We start from the raw sequence: 20,227 nt of genomic DNA, 5'->3' as shown, positions 1-20,227 counted from the left end.
AGCCCTAGAGCGGGGCCATGACCACACTGACCGCACTCGTCACCGGATCATCGCGCGGGATCGGCGCCGCGATCCGCACCGCGCTCTCCGCGCGCGGCATCCAGGTGATCGGCCATGCCACCCGGGCGATCGACGCCGACACGATTGGCGCGGACCTGACCGATCCCACCGCCGCCGGGCGGATCTGGGAAGCTGCCCTTGAACGCGGCCATGGCCGGATCGACGTGCTGATCAACAATGCCGGGCAGTTTCAGGCCAATCCGATCGGCCTGTCCGACATCGTATGGCTGGACAACTGGGAAGATGCGCTGCGGATCAACCTGACCGCCGCCGCCGAACTATCCCGCTTTGCAGTGCGCCACTGGCTGGAGGACGGGCGAGCGGGCCGGATCGTCCACGTCGCCAGCCGCGCTGCCTATCGCGGCGATTCGCCCGACCACTGGCACTATGCCGCCGCCAAGGCCGGGATGATCGGCCTGCACAAGACCATTGCCCGGCAATATGCGGCGCGCGGCATCATGAGCTATGCGATCTGCCCGGGCTTTACCGATACGGCGATGGCCGGGGATTACCTCGCCAGCCGGGGCGGACCGGGGCTGCTGGCCGATATCCCGCTGGGCCGGGTGGCAACGCCGGAAGAGATCGCGACCATGGCCGTGTTCTGCGCGCTCGATGCGCCCGAAAGCATGACCGGGGCGGTGCTCGATGCCAATGGAGCCAGCTATGTCCGTTAAGCCTGTCCTCGCCGCGCTTGCCGGCCTGGCACTCGGAACTCCGGCGGCCAGCCAGCCGTTGCTGCCGCGCCCCGGGGCCGATCGCAACATCGCCGCCGCCTGTGCCGGGCGCGATGGCTGGGCCGATCCGGCACCGCCCGCGCGGGTATTCGGCAATACCTACTACGTCGGCACCTGCGGGATCACGGCGTTGCTGGTGGAAACGCCGGCGGGGCTGGTGCTACTCGATGGCGGAGTGCCCGAAGCGGCCGAGCTGGTGCTGGCCAATGTCCGCAAGCTGGGTTTTTCGCCCCGCCTGATCCGCTGGATCCTGGTCAGCCATGAACATTATGACCATGCTGGGGGCCTGGCCGAAATCCAGCGCCAGACCGGTGCGCGGATCGTCGCCGGGCCGAACCAGGCCACCATGCTGCGCACCGGCCAGCCCGATCCGGCCGACCCGCAAGCCCCGCTGCTGGTCAAGGAGCCGATGCTGCCGGTCAAGGTCGATCGCATCCAGCCCCACGCCAGCAGGTTGATGGTAGGCGTGACGGGCTTCACCGCCTGGGCCACGCCGACGCACTCCCCCGGCTCGACCAGCTGGACCTGGCGCGAATGCGAAGGCGCGGTCTGCCGGACCATTGCCTATGCCGACAGTGCCAGCACAGTTTCCGCCGATGGCTATCGCTTCAGCGACAACCCGCAGCGTGTGGCCGCAGCGCGCCAGGGGCTGGCGGTGATCGCGGGCCTGCCCTGCGATATCCTGATCACCCCGCATCCTGCAGCCAGCGATCTGTTCCCGCGTCTGTCCGGCGCCAAGCCGCTGGTCCAGTTCGGTGCCTGCCGCAGCTATGCCGCCGCTGCCACCGAACAGTTCGAGGCGCGGCTGGCCGAGGAAGCGGCCGAGAAGAAGAAGACCCGGCCCAAGTGACCAGCTGGAAACTGACCGCCCTGGCCCCCCGCCCGGTGATCGAGGCGGCCCTGCTGGCCCACGAGGATGCGTGGGACTGGGATCCCGACATCGTCATTTCGGGCAGCGAGATCGCCGAGGACAAGCCCGACGACTGGCAGCTGGAAGCCTGGCTGCCGCGCAAACCGACCAAGGCCGACAAGGCGGCGGTCCTCGCCCTGTTTTCCGGAACCCCGCCGAAACTGGCAATCGAGCAGTTGCCCAAAACCGACTGGCTGACCGCCAGCCAGCAGGGGCTGGAGCCGATCCGCGCCGGAGTGTTCCACGTCCATACGCCCGAACACCCGCCGCTGGCCGCACCGGGCTTGCGCGATTTCTGCATTCCCGCCAGCCAGGCTTTCGGAACCGGCCAGCACGCCACCACCGCCGGGTGCCTCGCCATGCTGACCCATATGAAGCGGCAGGGCGTGGTGGTGAAGAACTGCGCCGATATCGGCACCGGCACCGGCTTGCTGGCCTTTGCCGCGCTGCACCTCTGGCCGCGCGCCCTGGCCACGGCGAGCGATATCGACGCGGTCTGCGTCGGCGTGGTGCAGGATAACGCTGTCAGCAATGCCGTGCCGCTGGGCGCGCGGGCGGGTGAGCTGACCATGCTGGTGGCCGATGGCATGGAGCATCCGCTGCTGGCGGCGCGCGGGCCTTATGACCTGATCATCGCGAATATCCTGGCGGGGCCGCTGATCGGCCTCGCGCCCGATTTCGCCCGGCATATGGTGCCGGGTGGGCACCTGTTGCTGGCGGGCCTGCTCGAAACACAGGAAGCCCAGGTGCGGCGCGCGGCGCGCCGCGCTGGCCTCAGGCTGGCGGCGCGGCTGGTCAATGGCGACTGGTCGATCCTGTGGCTGCGGAAGCGCGCGGGGCGCCCCGGCCAGGCCCCCGACTGGGCGAAGCGCTGGTAGCCGGGTGAGCCTGCGCGATTTCCTGCTGCTGGTCGGGATCTGCCTGATCTGGGCGACCAACAACGTGGTCAGCAAGGTCGTGGTCAGCGACTGGCAGGTGCCGCCACTGCTCTATGCCGCCGTGCGCTTCGTCCTGGTCGCCGCGCTTACCCTGCCCTGGCTGCGCCCGATTCCGCGCCCGGCCTGGCGGATCGTCACGGTCGGCCTGCTGATGGGCGGGGGCAGCTTCGCCCTGCTGTTCATGGCCTTGCAAACCGTCTCGCCCTCGGCTGCGGCAGTGGTCAGCCAGGCCGGGGTGCCGATCACCACCCTGCTGTCGATCCTTATCCTGGGCGAGCGGATCCACTGGCGTCGGGGGCTGGGCATCACGCTGACCCTGATTGGGGTGCTGGTGGTGGTCTGGGAACCGGGCTTCGCGATTTCTGCCGGGCTGCTGCTGGTCCTCGCCGCCGCCGCCTCGGGCTCGCTCGGCGCGGTGCTGATGAAGCAGATGGGGGATATCGCCCCGCTGCGGTTCCAGGCCTGGGTCGGGATGAGCAGCGCGCTCCTGCTCGCCCCGCTTACCCTGGTGCTCGAAACGCCCGACTGGGGCCAGCTGGCGGCGGTGAAGTGGCAGTTCATGGCCGCAGTGGTGTTCTCGGCGCTGGTCGTTTCGGTCGGCGCGCACACGCTCTACTATGTGCTGATCGCCCGCTATGAAGCGAACCTGATCGCGCCGCTCACCCTGATCACCCCGCTCGCCACGATCGGCCTGGGGGTGGTGATCACCAACGACCAGCTCGACACGCAGATGATCGTCGGATCGGCCATCGCGCTCACCGGTGTGCTGATCGTCGCCCTCAGGCGCACCAAGGCCCCCATTGCCGAGGCGCAAGAGCACTCCTGAGTGCCGCCTGCGTGCTAACGGTGTGCCGGTGGCCTAACGCGCAAGTGCCGCTTCAAGCAGGTTCAGCGCGGCGCGGGTGAAGGCCGCCATGTTGGCGATCCGGTCATCGCTGGCGGTGGTGGTAACGCGGGTCAGCTCCACCCCCGGCCCCACTACTGCGCAGGCACTTTCGCCCGAAGCCACGCCCAGCGGATGGCGGCTGCCGCCAGCCGATCCGGTCTCGGCAATGCCCCAGTCCGCGCCGAAATTGTCACGGATCGCCCGGGCCTGGAGCAGGGCATATTCCGGCGTCGCCGATCGCATCCCCTCATAGGCCTCGCCCGGCAGGGCAAACAGCACGTCGCGGGCGCGGAACGAATAGACGATCCCCCCGCCGACATAGAATTTCAGCGCCCCCGGCACGGTCAGCAGCGCCGCGCCGATCAGCCCGCCGGTCGCGCCATCGGCCACCGCGATCTTCTCGCGCCGCGCCTTCAAGGCCTCGGCAATCCGCAGCGCCTGGGGGTTTAGTTCGTCCAGCATATCAGCCCGCCGCCCGCACGATTTCGGCCCAGGCAGCCTCGTCGATCACCTCGATCCCCAGTTCCTGCGCCTTCTTCAGCTTCGACCCCGCCCCCGGCCCGGCCACGACCAGGTCGGTCTTGGCCGAAACCGATCCCGCCGCCTTGGCTCCCAGCCGTTCGGCCTGGGCCTTGGCTTCGTCGCGGCTCATCGTCTCAAGCGCGCCGGTAAAGACCACCGTCTTGCCTGCCACGGCGCTGTCCTTCGTTTCGACCACATAGGGCGGCGGGGTGACTTCGGAGAGCAGGTCTTCCCAGACCACGACATTGTGCGGTTCGTGGAAGAAATCGCCCAGGGCCTCGGCCACGGCCGGGCCGATCCCGTCGATCCCGGTGAGGTCAGCCTGCGCCTCGGCATCGCCGCTCTGCGCCGCTTCGGCCACTTCGCGCAACCGTTCAAGCGTGGTGAACCGCTTGAGCAGGTCGCGCGCGGTCACCGCGCCGACATGGCGGATACCCAGCCCGAACAGCAGCCGCGCGGCATCGGGTGACCGTTTGGCCTCGATTGCTGTCAACAGGTTGTCCACAGACTTGTCCTTCCAGCCCTCGCGCCCGACCAGCTCGGCGCGGCGACGGCGGAGGCGGAACACATCGGCGGGGCTTTCCAGCCAGCCCAGCTCGAAAAACTCGATGATCGACTTTTCGCCCAGCCCCTCGATGTCGAGCGCGGCGCGGCTGACGAAGTGCTTCAGCCGCTCGACCCGCTGCGCCGGGCAGATCAGCCCGCCGGTGCAGCGCACGTCGACCTCGCCCTCCTCGGCCACGGCCTCGCTGCCGCATTCGGGGCAATGATCGGGGAAGGGATAGGCCTCCAGCGGCGTCTCGTGGGTGAGGTTCTCGACCACCTGGGGGATCACGTCCCCCGCGCGTTGCAGCACCACCCGGTCGCCCACGCGCAGGCCCAGCCGGGCGATCTCGTCGCGGTTGTGGAGCGTGACATTCGACACCACCACCCCGCCAACCGAGACCGGCTTCAGCCGCCCGACCGGGGTGAGCTTGCCGGTCCGGCCGACCTGGATATCGATTGCTTCCAGCGTGGTTTCAGCCCGTTCGGCCGGGAACTTGTGGGCAATGCCCCAGCGCGGCGCCTTGGCGACAAAGCCCAGCCGCTCCTGCCAGTCGAGCCGGTCAACCTTGTAGACCACGCCATCGATATCGTAAGGCAGATCAGCCCGTTGATGCTCGATGCTGCGATAATGGGCGAGCATCTGCTCGACGCTGTCGCAGCGCACCAGCAGCGGCGAAACGGGGACGCCCCAGGCGGCAATCGCGGCCATGACCTCGCGCTGGGTGGCACCAGGAACGGCACTCGCCGCGCCCCAGCCGTGAGCGAAAAAGCGTAAGGGACGGCTGGCGGTAACCGATGGGTCCTTCTGCCGCAGCGACCCCGCCGCCGCGTTGCGCGGGTTGGCAAAGACCTTGTCACCGCGCGCTTCCTGCGCCGCGTTGAGCGCGACGAAATCGGCCTTGGCCATATAGACCTCGCCGCGCACCTCGAACACGTCGGGCACGTTGCCGCGCAGGCTCTGCGGGATATCGGCAATGGTCGCGACATTGGCGGTGACATCCTCGCCCACCTGCCCGTCACCACGGGTGGCGGCACGGACCAGCCGGCCATGCTCATAGCGCAGCGAGCAGGACAGGCCGTCGATCTTGTCCTCTGCCGTCATCGCCACTTCGGCATCCTCCGGCAGGGCCAGGAAGCGGCGCACGCGAGCCACGAAATCGGCCACGTCCTCGTCCGCGAAGGCGTTGTCGAGGCTCATCATCCGCACCTCGTGCGTCACCTTGGCGAGCGGCGAGGCGGCGACCTCGTGACCGACCTGACGGCTCGGGCTGTCAGGCCGGATCAGGTGCGGAAAAGCGGCTTCCAGTTCGGCATTGCGGCGCACCAGCGCATCGTATTCCGCGTCCGAAATCTCGGGCGCATCCTCGGCGTGATAACGCCGGTTGTGATAGGCGATCGCCTTGGCCAGCCGCATCAGCTCGTTTGCGGCATCGGCTTCGGAAATCGTGGTCATCGGTTCTCCCCTTGGCCGCAAAGCTGCGGCTCCGCTTCAAGGGGGCTTAATGCCCGGATGCGGCGGGAATGACCAGCACCCCGCCGCCCGAACCAACGTTTTTGCGCGTCAATTGCGTTCGCTTTACTGCGGGAAAGCCGGATCGGCGACGATGTTGTTGACGCCGCGAGCCAGTGCCTGGCGCACAACCGTTTCAACCGCCAGCTTGACCCCTTTGACCTCGGTCCCGGGGATCTCGACGTCCTTCTTGCCGAACTTCATGTGCAGGGCATGATTGACCGTGGTCACGATCGGCGCCGCGCCGGGCGCTGCGACATATTCCAGCGTGACGACGTAATAGTCGGTGGCGACCACGCCGCCGAACAGGCCAAATCCCAGTCCGGCGCGGAACCCGTCCTTCTTGGCCTTATCCATCTCCTCCTTCTTGACCACGTTGTTGAAACGGATCTTCAGGACTGCGCCTTCGGCCACGGGTGTCTCGGCCACGCTGGCGAAGGCTCCGGTGCCGGTGAGTGCGGCCAGCGCATAGCCCCTGGTTTCCTTGGTGGCGCGGGCATGCGCAGCCCCATCGCGCTGGAACTCGTAGATCACCTGCAGCGGCTTCGGGTTCTTCGGCAGAACCTTCTCCTCGGGCTTCACCTCGCCCAGCGTGTTGTCGACATACCACTTGGCCGCATGGGCCGCCGCCGGAACCAGCCCCATCAGCAGCACGGCCAGCAACAGTCGGACCGGACGCGTCAGGCGGTCAAAAACAAAAGTCATCGGAAAAACTCCCCACTTTGAACCCGGTTCAAACGCTGTTACTTTCCGCTCTGGAAAGTCAATGTACCGGTACATTGCGGGCCAGCACGGTCGCCAGCAATAGCCAGGTCATTTCCGCGCGCTCGACCGGTCACACCGTGTCACACGGATCCGCCGGCTTCGCGTGGCTCACGCCCCCTCCAGCAGCCTGTCCGCCTGGGCGCGCGCCTCGGCCGTCACTTCGGCGCCGGAGAGCATCCGGGCGATCTCTTCCTGCCGCCCGGCCTGATCGAGCAGGACCACCGAAGTGCGGGTGACAGTGCCCTCGCTCGACTTCGCGATCATGTAGTGCTGGCTGCCGCGCGCGGCGACCTGCGGACTGTGCGTGACCGCGAGCAATTGACCGCCACTCGCGAGCCGCGCCAGGCGTTCGCCGATGGCCGAGGCGACCGCCCCGCCGACCCCACGGTCGATCTCGTCGAAGATCACGGTCGCCGCCCCGCCCTGCTCGGCTAGTGCCACCTTGAGCGCGAGGATGAAGCGCGAAAGCTCTCCGCCCGAGGCAATCTTGGCCAGCGGCGCAAAGTCCGCGCCGGGGTTGGTCGAAATCAGGAATTCCACTGCCTCGCTGCCCGCCGGGCCCCAGCGCTCCTCGGGCAGCGCGGTGACGCTGGTGCGGAACTTCGCGGCATCGAGCTTGAGCGGGGCCAGCTCCGCCGCCACCGCCGCATCGAGCCGCCCCGCCGCTTCGCGCCGCTTGGCGGACAGGGCCTCGGCCAGGGCGCGATAAGCGGTTCCGGCGGCGCGGGCGGTATCCTCCAACTCGGCCAACCCCGCCTCGCCACCCTCAATCGCGTCGAGCTGGGCGCGCAGCTCGCGAGCGACACGGGGCAAGTCATCGACCGTGCAATGGTGCTTGCGGGCAGCGGCGCGCAGGTCGAACAGGCGGGTCTCGATCCGGTCGAGCTGGGCCGGATCGTGGCTCAGCGCCTCGGCAGCGCGGGTCAGTCGATCCTCGGCCTCGGCCGCTTCGATCACCGCACAGTCCAGTGCGGCCAATGCCTCGGCCAGCAGGGGATGTTCACCCGCGATCCGGTCCAGCCGCCGGGCAGCGGCGCGCAGGGTCGCCAGTGCCGAATCCGATCCGGCCCACAGGTGCTGCAATTCGGCGAGATCGCCCGACAGCCGCTCGCCCTTCTGCATATCGGCCCGCGCGCCGGCCAGTTCCTCCTCCTCGCCCTCCACCGGGGCGAGTGCGGTCAGTTCCGCGAGGTGCGCGAGCAACAGGTCGCGATCGGCGCTGGCCTGGTCCAGCGCGGCGCGCGCCGCCGCCAGGGCATCTTCGGCTGCGCGCCATTCACGCCAGGCCGCTTCCACGCCAGCGATATCGCCCCCGGCATAGCGATCGAGCAAGACCCGATGCCCGCGCGGATTGACCAGGCCGCGATCATCGTGCTGGCCGTGCAGTTCAACCAGCGCCGGGGCCAGCTCGCGCAGCAGGGCCACGCCCACCGGCTGATCGTTGACGAAGGCCTTGGACCCGCCATCCGCCCTGACCCGCCGCTTGAGGATCAGCGGCTCGCCCGGTTCCAGATCGACCTCGGCCTCGACCAGGGCGGCGCGGAGCGGGTCGGGCAAGCGAGCAAATTCGAAAGTGGCGGTAACGCTGGCCTGATCCTCACCCGCGCGGACCAGCCCCGAATCCGCCCGGTCCCCCAGCACGAGGCCGAGCGCATCGAGCAGGATCGACTTGCCTGCCCCGGTTTCCCCGGTCAGCACACCAAGGCCAGCCGAGAAATCGAGGTCGAGCGCCTCGATCAGAACGACATTGCGGATAGACAGGGTGGTCAGCATGTTCGCGGGCTGTTCTAGCGGCGGTCTGGAGCGGAGTCACCCGGCATTAACGACCATGCAAGGCCGCTTTCCACGATTCTGCACCGGCTGTCACAGGGCTGTAATCCGGTCTTATTGCTGCAACCTGCGCACGGCAAAGGCCGGTCATCGAAGGCAAGCGATGGGGATCGCCGATGACCGAACTGCCCCTGCCGGGTATGCTGCCCGCCTGGCTCAATCTCCCCGAACCGCGCGGCTTTCGGCCGAAGCGGCGGTTCCGCACCGTATGGATTTCCGACGTCCACCTGGGCACACGCGGCTGCAACGCTGAACTGCTGCTCGATTTCCTCTGCGCCATCGAATGCGAAACGCTCTACCTGGTGGGTGACATCGTCGATGGCTGGCGGCTGAGCAAGGGCTGGTACTGGCCCGATGCCCATAACGAGGTGGTGCGCCGGATCCTGAAAATGGCCCATCGCGGCACCCGCGTGGTGCTGATCGCGGGCAATCATGACGAGATGCTGCGCGGCTATGCGGGGATGAGCTTTGGCGGGGTGGAGATTGCCCTTGATGCGATCCACCGCACCGCCGATGGCCGCCGCCTGCTGATCACCCACGGCGATGCCTTTGACGGGGTGGTGCTTTATGCCCGCTGGCTGGCCGTGCTGGGCGATCATGCCTATGGCCTGCTGCTGCGCGCCAACGTGGTGGTCAACGCCGTGCGCAAGCGGTTGCAGTTGCCTTACTGGTCGCTCTCCGCGCACCTCAAGAAGCGGGTCAAGAACGCGGTCCAGTTTGTTTGCGCCTTCGAAGAGGCCGTGGCCCATGCCGCGCGCGACCAGGGGGTCGATGGCGTGGTCTGCGGCCACATCCACAGCGCCGAGATCCGCCAGATCGGCGACATCACTTATTACAACGATGGCGACTGGGTGGAGAGTTGCACCGCGCTGGTCGAGGATCAGGTCGGTGCCATGCGGATCGTCGACTGGGCGGCCGAAAGCCGGATGCAGCATCAGGACCGTCGCAGCCGGACCAAGACCCCCGCCCAGGCCCCAGCCACCGCCGACCGGGAAGAGGAACTGCTATGAGAATTGCCCTGTGCACCGATGCCTGGCACCCCCAGATCAACGGGGTGGTCCGTTCGCTGGCGATGACCGTCAATGGTCTGATCGCGCGCGGGCACGAAATAGAGCTGATTACCCCGCAACAGTTCCGCACCTTGCCCCTGCCCGGCTACAGCGAGATCCGCCTCGCCATGGCCCCGCGCTTTGGCACGCGCCGGGCCTTGCACGCCTTTGCCCCGGACATTGTCCACATTGCCACCGAAGGCCCGATCGGCTGGAGCGCTCGGGCCTGGTGCCTGAAGCATGGCGTGCCTTTCACTACGGCCTTCCACACCCGCTTTCCGGACTATGCGGCGGTGCGCACCGGCCTCAGCCCCGAACGCTTCTGGCCGCTGCTGCGTCGCTTCCATGCGCCCGCCCAGGCGATCATGGTCGCCACCCAGTCGCTGGGCAAGGAACTGAGCGAGCGCGGCCTGCCGCAGTGGCGCCTATGGTCACGCGGAATCGATCGCGGCCTGTTCCACCCGGGCCATGCACCCTTGCCCCAAGTGATCGCCCTGCCCGGCCCGATCCAGCTTTATGTCGGCCGGGTCGCGGCGGAAAAGAACCTTCCCGCTTTTCTCGATCTGCCGACGTCCGGAACCAAGGTGGTGGTGGGCGATGGCCCCGACCTGCCCCGGCTGAAGGCGCTTTATCCCGCCGTGCGCTTTCTTGGCGCGCTATCGGGCGTCGAGCTGGCCCGGGCCTATTGCTCGGCCGATGTCTTCGTCTTCCCGAGCCGGACCGACACCTTCGGACTGGTACTGATCGAGGCGCTGGCTTGCGGCTTGCCGGTTGCAGCCTTCCCGGTGGCGGGGCCGCTCGACATTATTGGCCCCAGGGGGCGCGGCCCTGACGACAGTCTGCCAGCAACGATCGGGGTGCTGGACGAGAACCTGATCCAGGCCATCCATCGCGCCCGACGGCTCGATCCCATGGCCGCGGCCGTGATCGGGGCCGGATACAGCTGGGACCGGGCCACGGATCAGTTCATCGCCGCGCTGGAGGGCGTGTCCATCGGTGCCGAAACTGGCGGCGATTCCCGGTTGGCCATGGACATGGCCCCCGCCTGAGGCAGCGGCGCGAAAAGCCTAAGGAGCGGGGCGGCACCAGCCACCCCGCTCCCGATTGCCGGTCCCCGGATGAAAGGGACCGTCAGCATCCCGACGGCGGCAGACGAGGAGAGGAGATCACCCGCCGCCGGTCTGCAAGCGCTAGAGCGACAGCTTGAGCGTCGCCCCGAAAGTGCGCGGATCGCCGGGCTGGCCGACGATCAGGCCGACATTGCTGGGCGCAACCTGCAGCAGGTCGAAATAGTTCACCGCAAACACGTTGCGCACCCAGCCGTAGAGATCGAGGCCGTCGCCGCGGAAACCGAGGCGCAGGTTGGTCAGCGCATAGCCATCGACATTGGTGTAGATCGACGGCGAGGGGTTGGACGAAAAGTCCGAGCGGTAATTGCCGTCGACCCCCAGATAGACCTGCCCATCCTTGCCAAAGGCGGAGACCAGCACATTCGCCTCTGCTCCATAGGAGAAGGCCCATTTCGACACGCCGGGCAGGCGCTGGCCGGAGATATCGCAATTGGCCGGGCTGAGACCGCCGGGGGTGCCCGGCGCGCTGGGGGTCTGCCCCGCCCCGACGATGGTGCCGCCAGCCAGTTCCGGCGGGCACGGCGCATCGACAAAGCGGACGTACTTCGCGTCGGTATAGGCGGCATTGGCATAGGCGCTGAACCGGTCGCTGGCCCGGATCTTGAAGTCCGCTTCCAGCCCCTGTGACCGGACCTTGTCGGCATTGGCCAGATAGCCGCGCAGCACACCGAGCTGACCGTTGGTGACCGTGGCCTGGTAGTCCGAGATCTCGGTCAGAAAGGCCGTGACATTGAATGTCGCCCGCCGGTCAAGGAACTGGGTCTTCAGGCCCACCTCGAAGTGATTGACCGATTCCGGCCGGATCGTGCCCGCCGAAAGGATCGGGTTGCCGGCGGCATCGGTCGGCAGGCCATTCTGGTTGATCCCCACGGTCTTGAAGCTCTTGGCATAGGTGGCATAGGCCAGCACATCGGGCGCCAGCTTGTAATTGACGTTCAGGTCATAGCTGAAGTTCCAGTCGCTGACCGAAGGGGCGCTGACCTGCGGCTGGTACACGCCCAGCCGCGCGGTGCGCACCGCGCTGGGCGGGGCGGCGGCCACATCGTTGCCCAGTGCATCGAGCACCCGCCGCTGATAGAATCCCGACTTCTTGTCGTAATTCAGCCGCAGGCCCGGCTGGATCGTCAGTGCATCGGTAACCTTCCAGCTGACCTGGCCGAACAGCGCCGCGCTGGTGCTCTTCAGGTACTGCGTGTTGCGCGCGGTCAGCCCGGCCAGGACCGAGGGATCGAGCGAGAGCGCCCCGGTCAGGTTCCAGCGGCTGGCATTGGCACCCTGCTGCTCCACCCCTTGCGTATCGATCCGCTGGTGAAAGCCGAACAGCCCGGCCACGAAGTCGAACCGCTCGCCGGTGTGGTTATAGCGGAACTCCTGGCTGTACTGGTCCTGCTGCGACGGGTTCTGCGATCGCGCGACGATCGACAGGCCGGTGAAATCACGGTCGTTCTCGGGCTTCCAGTCCCAGAACCGCCAGGCGCTGATCGAGGTCAGCGTGCCATCGCCCAGGTCCCACTTCACCCGCAGCGATGCGCCGCCGATCTTGTTACCGGCATTCAGGCTGGCGTCGATGTCGGTCAGCCGGTCGAACGGATTGCGGCTGACCACCTGGTAGTTCTGGAGCGCAGCCAGGGCCTCGTACTGCCGGGCCAGCGCCCGCTGGGTCAGCCCGGTGCGAACGAAGACCGTGCCGCAGCATTCGGGATCCTGCCAGCTGTAATCGCCGGAAAGGGTGATCGAAAGGTTCTCGCTCGCCTCGAACAGCAGCTGCGCGCGCAGGCCCTTGTTGTCCTGCTCGTTGATGTAGCGATCGGTCGTGACATTGTAGATCGTGCCGCGTCGGCTGGTGAAGGCACCCGCCAGCCGCACCGCCACCTTGCTGGACAGCGGGCCGGAAACCGCGGCCTTGGCCTGGGTGAAATCGAGGTTGCCCAGCGTCAGCTCGGCCCGCGCCTCGAAATCGAAAGTCGGCTGGTTGGTGGTGATGTTGATCGCCCCGGCCGTGGTGTTCTTGCCATAAAGCGTGCCCTGCGGCCCGCGCAGCACCTCGACCTGTTCGACATCTAAGAAATCGAAGGTCGCGGCGGCGACCCGCGCATTGTAGACATCGTCGACATAGATCCCGACGCCCTGCTCGAACCCGTCGCTGGTCAGGCCGAAAGGCACGCCCAGCCCGCGAATGTTGACCGCCGTGTTGCGGGGGTTGGACGTATAGACCTGCAAGGTCGGGGCCAGCGATTGCAGCTTTACCACATTGAAGTTGCCGGTCGCCTCGATGGAATCGCCCCGGATCACCGAGATCGCCAGCGGCACTGATTGCGCGGTTTCCTGGCGGCGGCGGGCGGTGACGATGATCACATCGCCGGATTCGCGGGTGGCGGAACTGGCGTCAGGTCCCTGCTCCTCGGCGGCGAGCACCGCAGCTTCGGTTTCGGCAGCATGGGCCATGCTCGGTAGCGAGATGGCGGTGGTGGCAAACAGGACGGCACGGACGAACGGATGCATGACTCGGCTCCAGGTTGGGTCGGGTCGCATCCGGCGGTCCGGTCTGCGTCAATGGTGGCGGGACCGGCCATGCGCTGCCAGTCCCGCATAGAGTTTCAGCCGAAGCGCTTGCGCTCGGTCACTTCGAGCTGGACCACCCGACCGTCGTGAACGACCAGCTGGACCACCCCGAATTGCAATCGTCCAATCGCGTCGGCCACCGCATTCAGCGCGGCCTCGGTCGGATCGCCTGGCACCGGTTGCGGCGGGTTGGGCGGCAATGGGCGAGTGCTGCGCATCGGACGATTCCTTTCGCCGCCGAAGCTATCTCAACTCTTTCACTAGACAATGGAGATTTTGCTTCGCGGCGATGAAGCGCCGCTTTCTTGCGTCAGCCGGATTCCATCCGAATTTCAGGTCCCTGCGAAGGGCGGTTCCAGCGTGATCTCGTCGGCGAGGGTCATCCGGTCGAGCATGGTGGCCATCTCGTCACGCAGGGTCAGCATCAGGCCGCGCAGGCGGCATTCGGCCTCGGGCAGGCAATTGTTGCAGTGTTCGTGCGCGTTGCGGCTGGCGCAGGGGACCAGGGCCAGGCTGCCGCGGGTCAGGCGGATGATGTCGCCATAGCGGATGTCGACCGGCGGCAAGGCCAGTTCATAACCGCCATCGCGGCCGCGCGTGGAATTGATCAACCCCTCGCGCACCATTTCCGCCAGGATTACGGTCAGGAACTTGCGCGGGATGTTCTGCGCCTCGGCAATCGCGTCCAGCCGGATCGGCCCCTCGCGCCAGTGATCGGCCAGGTGCTGGAGCGCGCGGATCGTATAACGGGTTTTCTGCGAAAGCATGGCCGAGGCGCATTGAGCGCGACTTGTCGCAGAATGTCAACCTGCGGAGTAGAAAGCCCGCGCAATCCGCCGGCCGAAGATCAGCTGGCTGACGTGTCCGGCGCGTGCTTCTGCATCAGTTCGAACGCCTTCTGGTACCATTCGCTGCCGGGATAGTTCGCCCCAAGCACGGCCGCCGCCTTCTGGGCTTCGGTCGGAATCCCGATCGCCAGGTTGGTTTCGACCAGGCGATAGAGCGCTTCGGGCGTATGGCTGGTGGTCTGATACCCTTCGACGACATTGCGGAAGCGCAGGCTGGCAGCCAGCCAGCGGCCCGACCGTTCATAGAAGCGGCCGATCTCCATTTCCTTGCCGGCGAGGTGATCGTTGATCAGATCGATCTTCAGCCGCGCATCGCTGGCGTAACGGGTATTCGGGTAGCGCCGCACCACCTCGTTCATGGCATCAAGCGACTGCTTGGTGATCTTCTGGTCACGGCTGATGTCGCTGATCTGCTCGTAATAGCTGAGGCCGATCAGGTAATAGGCATAAGGCGCATCGCGGTTGCCGGGATGGATCGACAGGAACCGCTGCGCCGACTGGATCGCCTTGGTGTAATCGCGCGCCACGTAATAGGAAAAGGCGCTCATCAGCTGGGCACGGCGCGCCCAGGGCGAATAGGGATGCTGGCGCTCCACCTCGTCGAACAGGGCGGCGGCCAGCTTGGTGTCGCCACGATCGAGCCGGTCCTTGGCCGCGCTGTAAAGCGTGTCGACGTCGCGGGCGACGAAGGCGGTATCCTTCACCTGGTTGCCCCGACCGGCGCACCCGGCGGTCAGCACGGTGGCCGCGGCAGCGGTGGCAATCAGGGCGAGCTTCATCGGCGAACGATCAGACATGGCCGCAGCCTATAACCAGAGCGCGCATGAACGCCAAGTGAAGTTGCGGCGGTTTTCCCGCACGCTGCGTCGGACAGAGGGATTCATTGCCTCAATCCTCGAGGATCGGCTTCAGCCAGTCGCGAATGCGCTGCTTGACCGGTTCGGCGGCCGGCATGCGATCGATCAGGGAATGGTCGTTCCAGGCCGTGATCGAACGCTTGGACTTGGAATGCTCCCAGTTGGCCCTGGCCTGATCGATTTGACCGATCCGGGCATAATAGGCGGCGCGCATCAGGTCGCTCCACGCCGAGGTCTGATCGCCAGCCGAAATGATCGCCAGTGCCCGGCCAGCGGCGGCGACGTCGTCGCGCATCATCGCCGCAACGAACTTGCCCAGGTAATAGCGCGGCGGCGGGGTCATCGGGTGCGTGGCGATTGCCTCATCGATCAGGCGCTCACCTTGCTGATCGCCGCCCAAGGTCATCAGCACACCCACCGCACCATTGAAATCGGGATTGAGCAGATCGCCGCTGCGCAGTTGAGCCAGCCCTTGCCGCATGGCGGCAACGTCCCCGCGCTGGCCATGTACCCGCGCCAGGGAGAGCAGGATATGTCGTGAACCAGGGTTGATAACCTTCGCTCTCTCGAGGATCCGGGCCGCATCGTCCAGCGCGGCCTTGCGCTGGCTTTCCAGTGGCTTGACGATCGAATTATTGGCCAAGACCCAGCCATAGAGCGAAATGGCCATCGCATTGTTTGGGGACTGTTCGTACCAGGCGGTTGCACAGGCCTTGAGCTTGTCATCCCGGAGCGCACCGCTGACCATCAGCGCCGAACTGAACCGCAGCCAGCAGCGATAGGGCGTGTCGGGCTCGCCGCCCCGGGCGCGGGCCTCCACATGAACGATGCCCGAGAAACCGAACATCTTGAATGCTTCGCGCTTGGCCAGCTCCGTGGCAGCGGAGCTCGCGAGGGGCGGCAGTTCCAATCGGTCAACAACGGTCCGCTTGTTGTCGCGCAGGTCAATGAGTTCCAGGACGACGACATCGTCATTGGGCGACGACACAGACGCGATCCTGACCTTGTGGGTCACATTGGCAGTTGGCGCATCGGCCACCTGGGCGGTTTCGTACTTCGCCATTGCCTTTGCCAGATCCTCGGCAAAGGTATCGAGCTGCAGCTGTCGAGCAGGGTTGGCTGGCGGGACAGTTTCAATCAGCAGAACCGGAAAGTCGGAATTCTGCCAGCTCCCATCGACTGTTCCTTCGCGGTAAACCCAGATGCTTGCCAGGGCGCCGATCACCATTGCGGTCAGGGCCAAAGCAGCCACGTTACGCCACTTGCGCCATGCTGACCGAGTGTGGTCGCCGTGGCCCTGCTCGGCTTCCGGCGCGGACCTGGCAGCGATCGATGGCCCATTGGCGACCAGCATCACCTGGTAGGACCCCTGCGGCACATCCAGCCGCCAGGGACGATCGGCCCCATCCTCGCGATAGAAGTCATCGAGGCGCCTGCGCAGTCGAGCCACGAGGACGCGGGCGTAGGTGTTCACCTGGGGATCGAAGTCCGGCGAACGACCCAGCCCCTCGACCGCGACGGTATAGGATTTGAGCCGCTCTCCATCGCCCGACAGGGTCGCCTCGACCAGATAGCAGATCAAGCGATACAGAGCAGGTGAACGCGCAAATGCCGGATCAGCCAGCACAGCCTTGAGCTCGGCGCGAAACAGCTCTGTTTGTGACGTACCTTCGGGCGCCCCAGGCGCTACTGCTGTCACGATCTGAATGTCTTCACTCCGGTGAATGTCAAAGCACCCTGCTGGTCAGAGCGTTACTCCACTTCGTGTAACTGTAAATACCCAGCCTTTAGACCAGTAGCAATGCGTACACCTACGGGTTCCCAAGGTCGTACCCAATACATTCGTGACAAGGCCTGTTAGCTGATTTCGAGTAGACCTGGCCGACCAAAAAAGTAATATATACCTAGGTAAAACAATATGTAACGTCGGCCGACGCCATCTTTTGATAGCAAACGCGCCGAAACCCAACCCACATGCGCAAAACTACAGATCCTTTTACTGGCCGACCATGCAACCCCCATGAAACGGTTTCAAACTTCTCCCATCGAGGCCGGCCAATCAGATTGCCATTGCAAGCGGCCATGATCGGACCTCGGCGTGGCCGCAGAAGGTATCTAAAAAAGAGGGTGAACCTATCGCAATGTCGGACCCGTTCAACAAGGCTGCGCTCCCGTTGCCCGATTCCGGCCAGGCCCTCCCCCCGGCTTGGACAAAACCCCGGCTTGAACGGCTTGCTCCCGGTTCCCCCGCCCACCTGCGGGCTGAGGCCGCCCTTGCCCTCGCTCGCCAGAAGCCGACGCGCTGATGAAGGTCTTCGTCGTCGATCGCGATCATCGCCGCCGGGCCGACCTGTCGTTCCGGCTGAGCGGTCGCGGCATTTACGCCGCCCCGCACGATCCGGGCGATCCCTTTACCGCACCGCGCGGCGAGCTAGCGCTGCTGGCCTGCCACGATCCAGCCGAAGGGCGCGAGGAAGCCCTGGCCTTCCTGCAACGGTTCGGTGCCTCATCGCTGCTGATCTTCTATTCCGACGAAGTAATCCTGCCACATGTCGTGGAAGGCATGCAGCGGGGCGCGCTGTCCTATTTCCAGTGGCCGGACGATGTGGACCGGCTGATCGATCTGATCGCCTGGACCGTGACGACCGCCGCCGCTGGCACCGCCGGTCCGGCTGGTGCGGGTCTCGTGCCCACCCTCCCCGCCGCCGGACCGGCCAACGGTTGCGCCCCGAACGGCCATCACAAAGGCAACGGCAACGGCAATGGCAACGGTGGGGCCCATCCCATGGGCATGTTCCTCACCCCCGATCCGGTCCGGCTGGGCCTGGTCACGCGCAAGGCCGATGCCCAGGCCCGCCTTGGCACCCTGTCGCGCCGCGAGCTGGAAGTGCTGCGCCTGGTCGCCACCGGCCATTCCAGCAGCCAGATCGGTGAAATGCTGAACATCAGCCGCCGCACGGTGGAATCGCACCGCTCCAGCATCCTCAACAAAACCCAGTCGCAGTCCACCGCCCAGGTGCTGCGCTGGGCGATCGAAGGCGAGGTCATCTGACCCTCCGACAACTCGCCCTTCGCCCTGGCCCCCTCCCACCTTGACGGGAGGGGGTCTTTGCATCGTTCAGACTGATCTCGCAGCGCTAAACGATCGCTTTCTCGATCACTCTTCACCCATACGGAGCGCCGCAATGAAGGCCTCTTGGGGAATAGAAACGTTGCCGTATTCCCTCATTCTGGCCTTGCCCTTCTTCTGCTTTTCCAGCAGCTTCTTCTTGCGGGTGATGTCGCCGCCATAGCACTTGGCGGTGACGTCCTTGCGCATGGCGCTGATGGTTTCGCGGGCGACGACCTTGCCGCCGATGGCGGCCTGGATCGGGATCTTGAACAGGTGGCGGGGGATCAGGTCTTTCAGCCGTTCGCACATGTGGCGACCGCGGGCTTCGGCCTGGCTGCGGTGGACAATCATCGACAGCGCGTCGACCGGTTCGTTGTTGACCAGGATGCCCATCTTGACGAGGTCGCCCTCGCGCAGGCCGATCTGTTCATAGTCGAAGCTGGCATAGCCGCGGCTGATGCTTTTCAGGCGGTCATAGAAATCGAACACCACTTCGTTCAACGGCAGCTCGTATGACACCTGGGCGCGGCCGCCGACATAGGTCAGCCCGGTCTGGATGCCGCGGCGATCCTGGCACAGCTTGAGGATCGAGCCGAGGTACTCGTCGGGCGTATAGATCGTCGCCTTGATCCACGGTTCCTCGATCGTCTCGATCCGGCTGGGATCGGGATAGTCGGCCGGGTTGTGGAGCAGGATCTCGCGCGCGTCGTCGGTCTTCGATTTCCTGAGCTGGATGCGATAGACCACCGAGGGCGCGGTGGTGATCAGGTCCAGGTCATACTCGCGGGTCAGCCGTTCCTGGATGATCTCCAGGTGGAGCAGGCCCAGGAAGCCGCAGCGGAAGCCAAAGCCGAGCGCCGCGCTGCTTTCCATCTCGAAGCTGAAGCTGGCATCGTTGAGCCGCAGCTTGGCGATGGAATCGCGCAGCTTCTCGAAGTCCGCCGCATCGACCGGGAACAGGCCGCAGAACACCACCGGCTGCACTTCCTTGAAGCCCGGCAGCGCCTCGCTTGCCCCGCCCTTCACCGTGGTGATCGTGTCACCCACGCGGGCCTGGGCCACTTCCTTGATCTGGGCGGTGATGAAGCCGATCTCGCCCGGGCCAAGTTCGCTCAGCTGCTCGATCTTGGGGGTGAAGCAGCCGACCCGGTCAATCAGGTGCTCGGTGCCGCCGGCCATGAATTTGACCTGCAGGCCCTTGCGGATCATCCCGTCGATCACGCGGACCAGGATGACGACGCCCAGGTACGGATCGTACCAGCTGTCGACCAGCATGGCCTTCAGCGGCGCGGCGGCATCGCCCTTGGGCGGGGGGATGCGCTTGACCACGGCTTCCAGCACGTCCTCGATCCCGATGCCCGACTTGGCACTGGTGAGCACGGCATCGCTGGCATCAAGGCCGATCACTTCCTCGATCTCGGCCTTGACCTTGTCCGGCTCGGCCGCGGGCAGGTCGATCTTGTTGATCACGGGCACGATCTCGTGGTCATGCTCGATCGACTGGTAGACGTTGGCGAGGGTCTGCGCCTCAACCCCCTGCGCCGCATCGACCACCAGCAGCGCGCCCTCGCAGGCGGCAAGGCTGCGCGACACCTCATAGGCAAAGTCGACGTGGCCGGGCGTGTCCATGAGGTTCAGCTCATAGTCCTCGCCATCGCGCGCCTTGTACTTCAGCCGCACGGTCTGCGCCTTGATAGTGATCCCGCGCTCTTTCTCAATGTCCATGTTATCAAGGACTTGCGCAGACATCTCGCGCTCGGACAGGCCGCCGGTGAACTGGATCAACCGGTCCGCCAGGGTCGACTTGCCGTGGTCAATGTGGGCGATAATGCTGAAATTGCGGATAGACGAAAGATTGGTCATCGAATTCTTCTGAAAAACACCCGGCAAATCGCCCGGCCCGCGCCGCCGTTAGCAGCAAGCAAGCCCCGAGTCACCGGGGAGGTAGTGTGCGGCTTCAAAGGGCCC

Annotated in this window: 17 protein-coding genes; 7 read left to right on the top strand and 10 right to left on the bottom strand. The window is 65.9% G+C overall.

What is annotated here, in order from left to right; translation table 11 throughout:
* Window positions 1–17: 17 nt before the first annotated feature.
* The 4 genes from O9281_RS03515 to O9281_RS03500 are packed head-to-tail and all read left to right on the top strand — an operon-like array spanning window position 18 to window position 3,468.
* Entirely contained in the window at window positions 18–734 is a 717-nt protein-coding gene (locus tag O9281_RS03515; RefSeq protein ID WP_298182805.1) for an SDR family oxidoreductase, read from the top strand.
* On the top strand, window positions 724–1,644 hold the full coding sequence (bla, locus tag O9281_RS03510) for a subclass B3 metallo-beta-lactamase (protein ID WP_298182802.1): 921 nt from the start codon (window positions 724–726) through the stop codon (window positions 1,642–1,644). Before O9281_RS03515 ends, bla begins: the two co-directional genes overlap by 11 nt.
* Window positions 1,641–2,582, top strand: coding sequence for a 50S ribosomal protein L11 methyltransferase (locus O9281_RS03505; protein WP_298182799.1), 942 nt, complete (start codon window positions 1,641–1,643; stop codon window positions 2,580–2,582). Before bla ends, O9281_RS03505 begins: the two co-directional genes overlap by 4 nt.
* 4 nt (window positions 2,583–2,586) lie before the next feature.
* Window positions 2,587–3,468 carry a DMT family transporter gene (locus O9281_RS03500; protein ID WP_298182796.1) on the top strand — a complete coding sequence of 294 codons (882 nt, stop codon included), beginning with the start codon at window positions 2,587–2,589 and terminating at the stop codon, window positions 3,466–3,468.
* 33 nt (window positions 3,469–3,501) lie between these two features.
* Here the strand turns inward: O9281_RS03500 and O9281_RS03495 are convergent, their stop codons facing one another.
* From O9281_RS03495 to recN, 4 genes are all read right to left on the bottom strand, one after another.
* On the bottom strand, window positions 3,502–3,990 hold the full coding sequence (locus O9281_RS03495) for a CinA family protein (RefSeq protein WP_298182793.1): 489 nt from the start codon (window positions 3,988–3,990) through the stop codon (window positions 3,502–3,504).
* Between the two features lies 1 nt (window position 3,991).
* Window positions 3,992–6,049 (bottom strand): NAD-dependent DNA ligase LigA, encoded by a 2,058-nt coding sequence (gene ligA, locus O9281_RS03490; protein ID WP_298182790.1) that lies wholly within the window; start codon window positions 6,047–6,049, stop codon window positions 3,992–3,994.
* A gap of 123 nt (window positions 6,050–6,172) precedes the next feature.
* Window positions 6,173–6,811, bottom strand: coding sequence for a hypothetical protein (locus O9281_RS03485; RefSeq protein ID WP_298182787.1), 639 nt, complete (start codon window positions 6,809–6,811; stop codon window positions 6,173–6,175).
* Window positions 6,812–6,979: 168 nt separating this feature from the next.
* Complete coding sequence (gene recN / locus O9281_RS03480) at window positions 6,980–8,644, bottom strand: DNA repair protein RecN (protein ID WP_298182785.1); 1,665 nt, start codon at window positions 8,642–8,644, stop codon at window positions 6,980–6,982.
* A gap of 173 nt (window positions 8,645–8,817) precedes the next feature.
* On the opposite strand from recN, the gene O9281_RS03475 reads away from it, so the two are divergent.
* Both O9281_RS03475 and O9281_RS03470 read left to right on the top strand, forming a co-directional pair.
* Window positions 8,818–9,711, top strand: a complete 894-nt coding sequence (locus tag O9281_RS03475) for a UDP-2,3-diacylglucosamine diphosphatase (protein ID WP_298182782.1) — start codon at window positions 8,818–8,820, stop codon at window positions 9,709–9,711.
* Entirely contained in the window at window positions 9,708–10,799 is a 1,092-nt protein-coding gene (locus tag O9281_RS03470) for a glycosyltransferase family 1 protein (RefSeq protein WP_298182778.1), read from the top strand. Before O9281_RS03475 ends, O9281_RS03470 begins: the two co-directional genes overlap by 4 nt.
* A gap of 141 nt (window positions 10,800–10,940) precedes the next feature.
* Here the strand turns inward: O9281_RS03470 and O9281_RS03465 are convergent, their stop codons facing one another.
* The 5 genes from O9281_RS03465 to O9281_RS03445 form a co-directional block, all read right to left on the bottom strand.
* Window positions 10,941–13,382 carry a TonB-dependent receptor gene (locus O9281_RS03465; RefSeq protein WP_298182775.1) on the bottom strand — a complete coding sequence of 814 codons (2,442 nt, stop codon included), beginning with the start codon at window positions 13,380–13,382 and terminating at the stop codon, window positions 10,941–10,943.
* Window positions 13,383–13,477: 95 nt separating this feature from the next.
* A complete protein-coding gene (locus O9281_RS03460) occupies window positions 13,478–13,660 on the bottom strand; it encodes a YezD family protein (protein WP_298182772.1) in 183 nt (60 codons plus the stop codon).
* A gap of 114 nt (window positions 13,661–13,774) precedes the next feature.
* The gene (locus tag O9281_RS03455; RefSeq protein WP_298182769.1) at window positions 13,775–14,209 is read right to left on the bottom strand and encodes an Rrf2 family transcriptional regulator; all 435 of its coding nucleotides are present in this window, start codon (window positions 14,207–14,209) and stop codon (window positions 13,775–13,777) included.
* Between the two features lie 80 nt (window positions 14,210–14,289).
* Entirely contained in the window at window positions 14,290–15,087 is a 798-nt protein-coding gene (locus O9281_RS03450) for an outer membrane protein assembly factor BamD (protein WP_298182766.1), read from the bottom strand.
* Window positions 15,088–15,178: 91 nt separating this feature from the next.
* On the bottom strand, window positions 15,179–16,729 hold the full coding sequence (locus O9281_RS03445) for a hypothetical protein (RefSeq protein ID WP_298182764.1): 1,551 nt from the start codon (window positions 16,727–16,729) through the stop codon (window positions 15,179–15,181).
* A gap of 723 nt (window positions 16,730–17,452) precedes the next feature.
* Here O9281_RS03445 and O9281_RS03440 point away from each other — a divergent pair.
* The gene (locus O9281_RS03440) at window positions 17,453–18,199 is read left to right on the top strand and encodes a LuxR C-terminal-related transcriptional regulator (RefSeq protein WP_298182762.1); all 747 of its coding nucleotides are present in this window, start codon (window positions 17,453–17,455) and stop codon (window positions 18,197–18,199) included.
* Window positions 18,200–18,304: 105 nt separating this feature from the next.
* Here O9281_RS03440 and lepA read toward each other — a convergent pair whose 3' ends face one another.
* Complete coding sequence (lepA, locus tag O9281_RS03435) at window positions 18,305–20,122, bottom strand: translation elongation factor 4 (RefSeq protein WP_298182760.1); 1,818 nt, start codon at window positions 20,120–20,122, stop codon at window positions 18,305–18,307.
* Between the last annotated feature and the right edge of the window lie 105 nt (window positions 20,123–20,227).

Source organism: Novosphingobium sp. (assembly GCF_027531025.1).
In the GTDB taxonomy this organism is placed as follows: Bacteria; Pseudomonadota; Alphaproteobacteria; order Sphingomonadales; family Sphingomonadaceae; genus Novosphingobium.
Note: the sequence above shows the minus strand (reverse complement) of the source record. Positions and strands in the feature narration are given on the sequence as shown.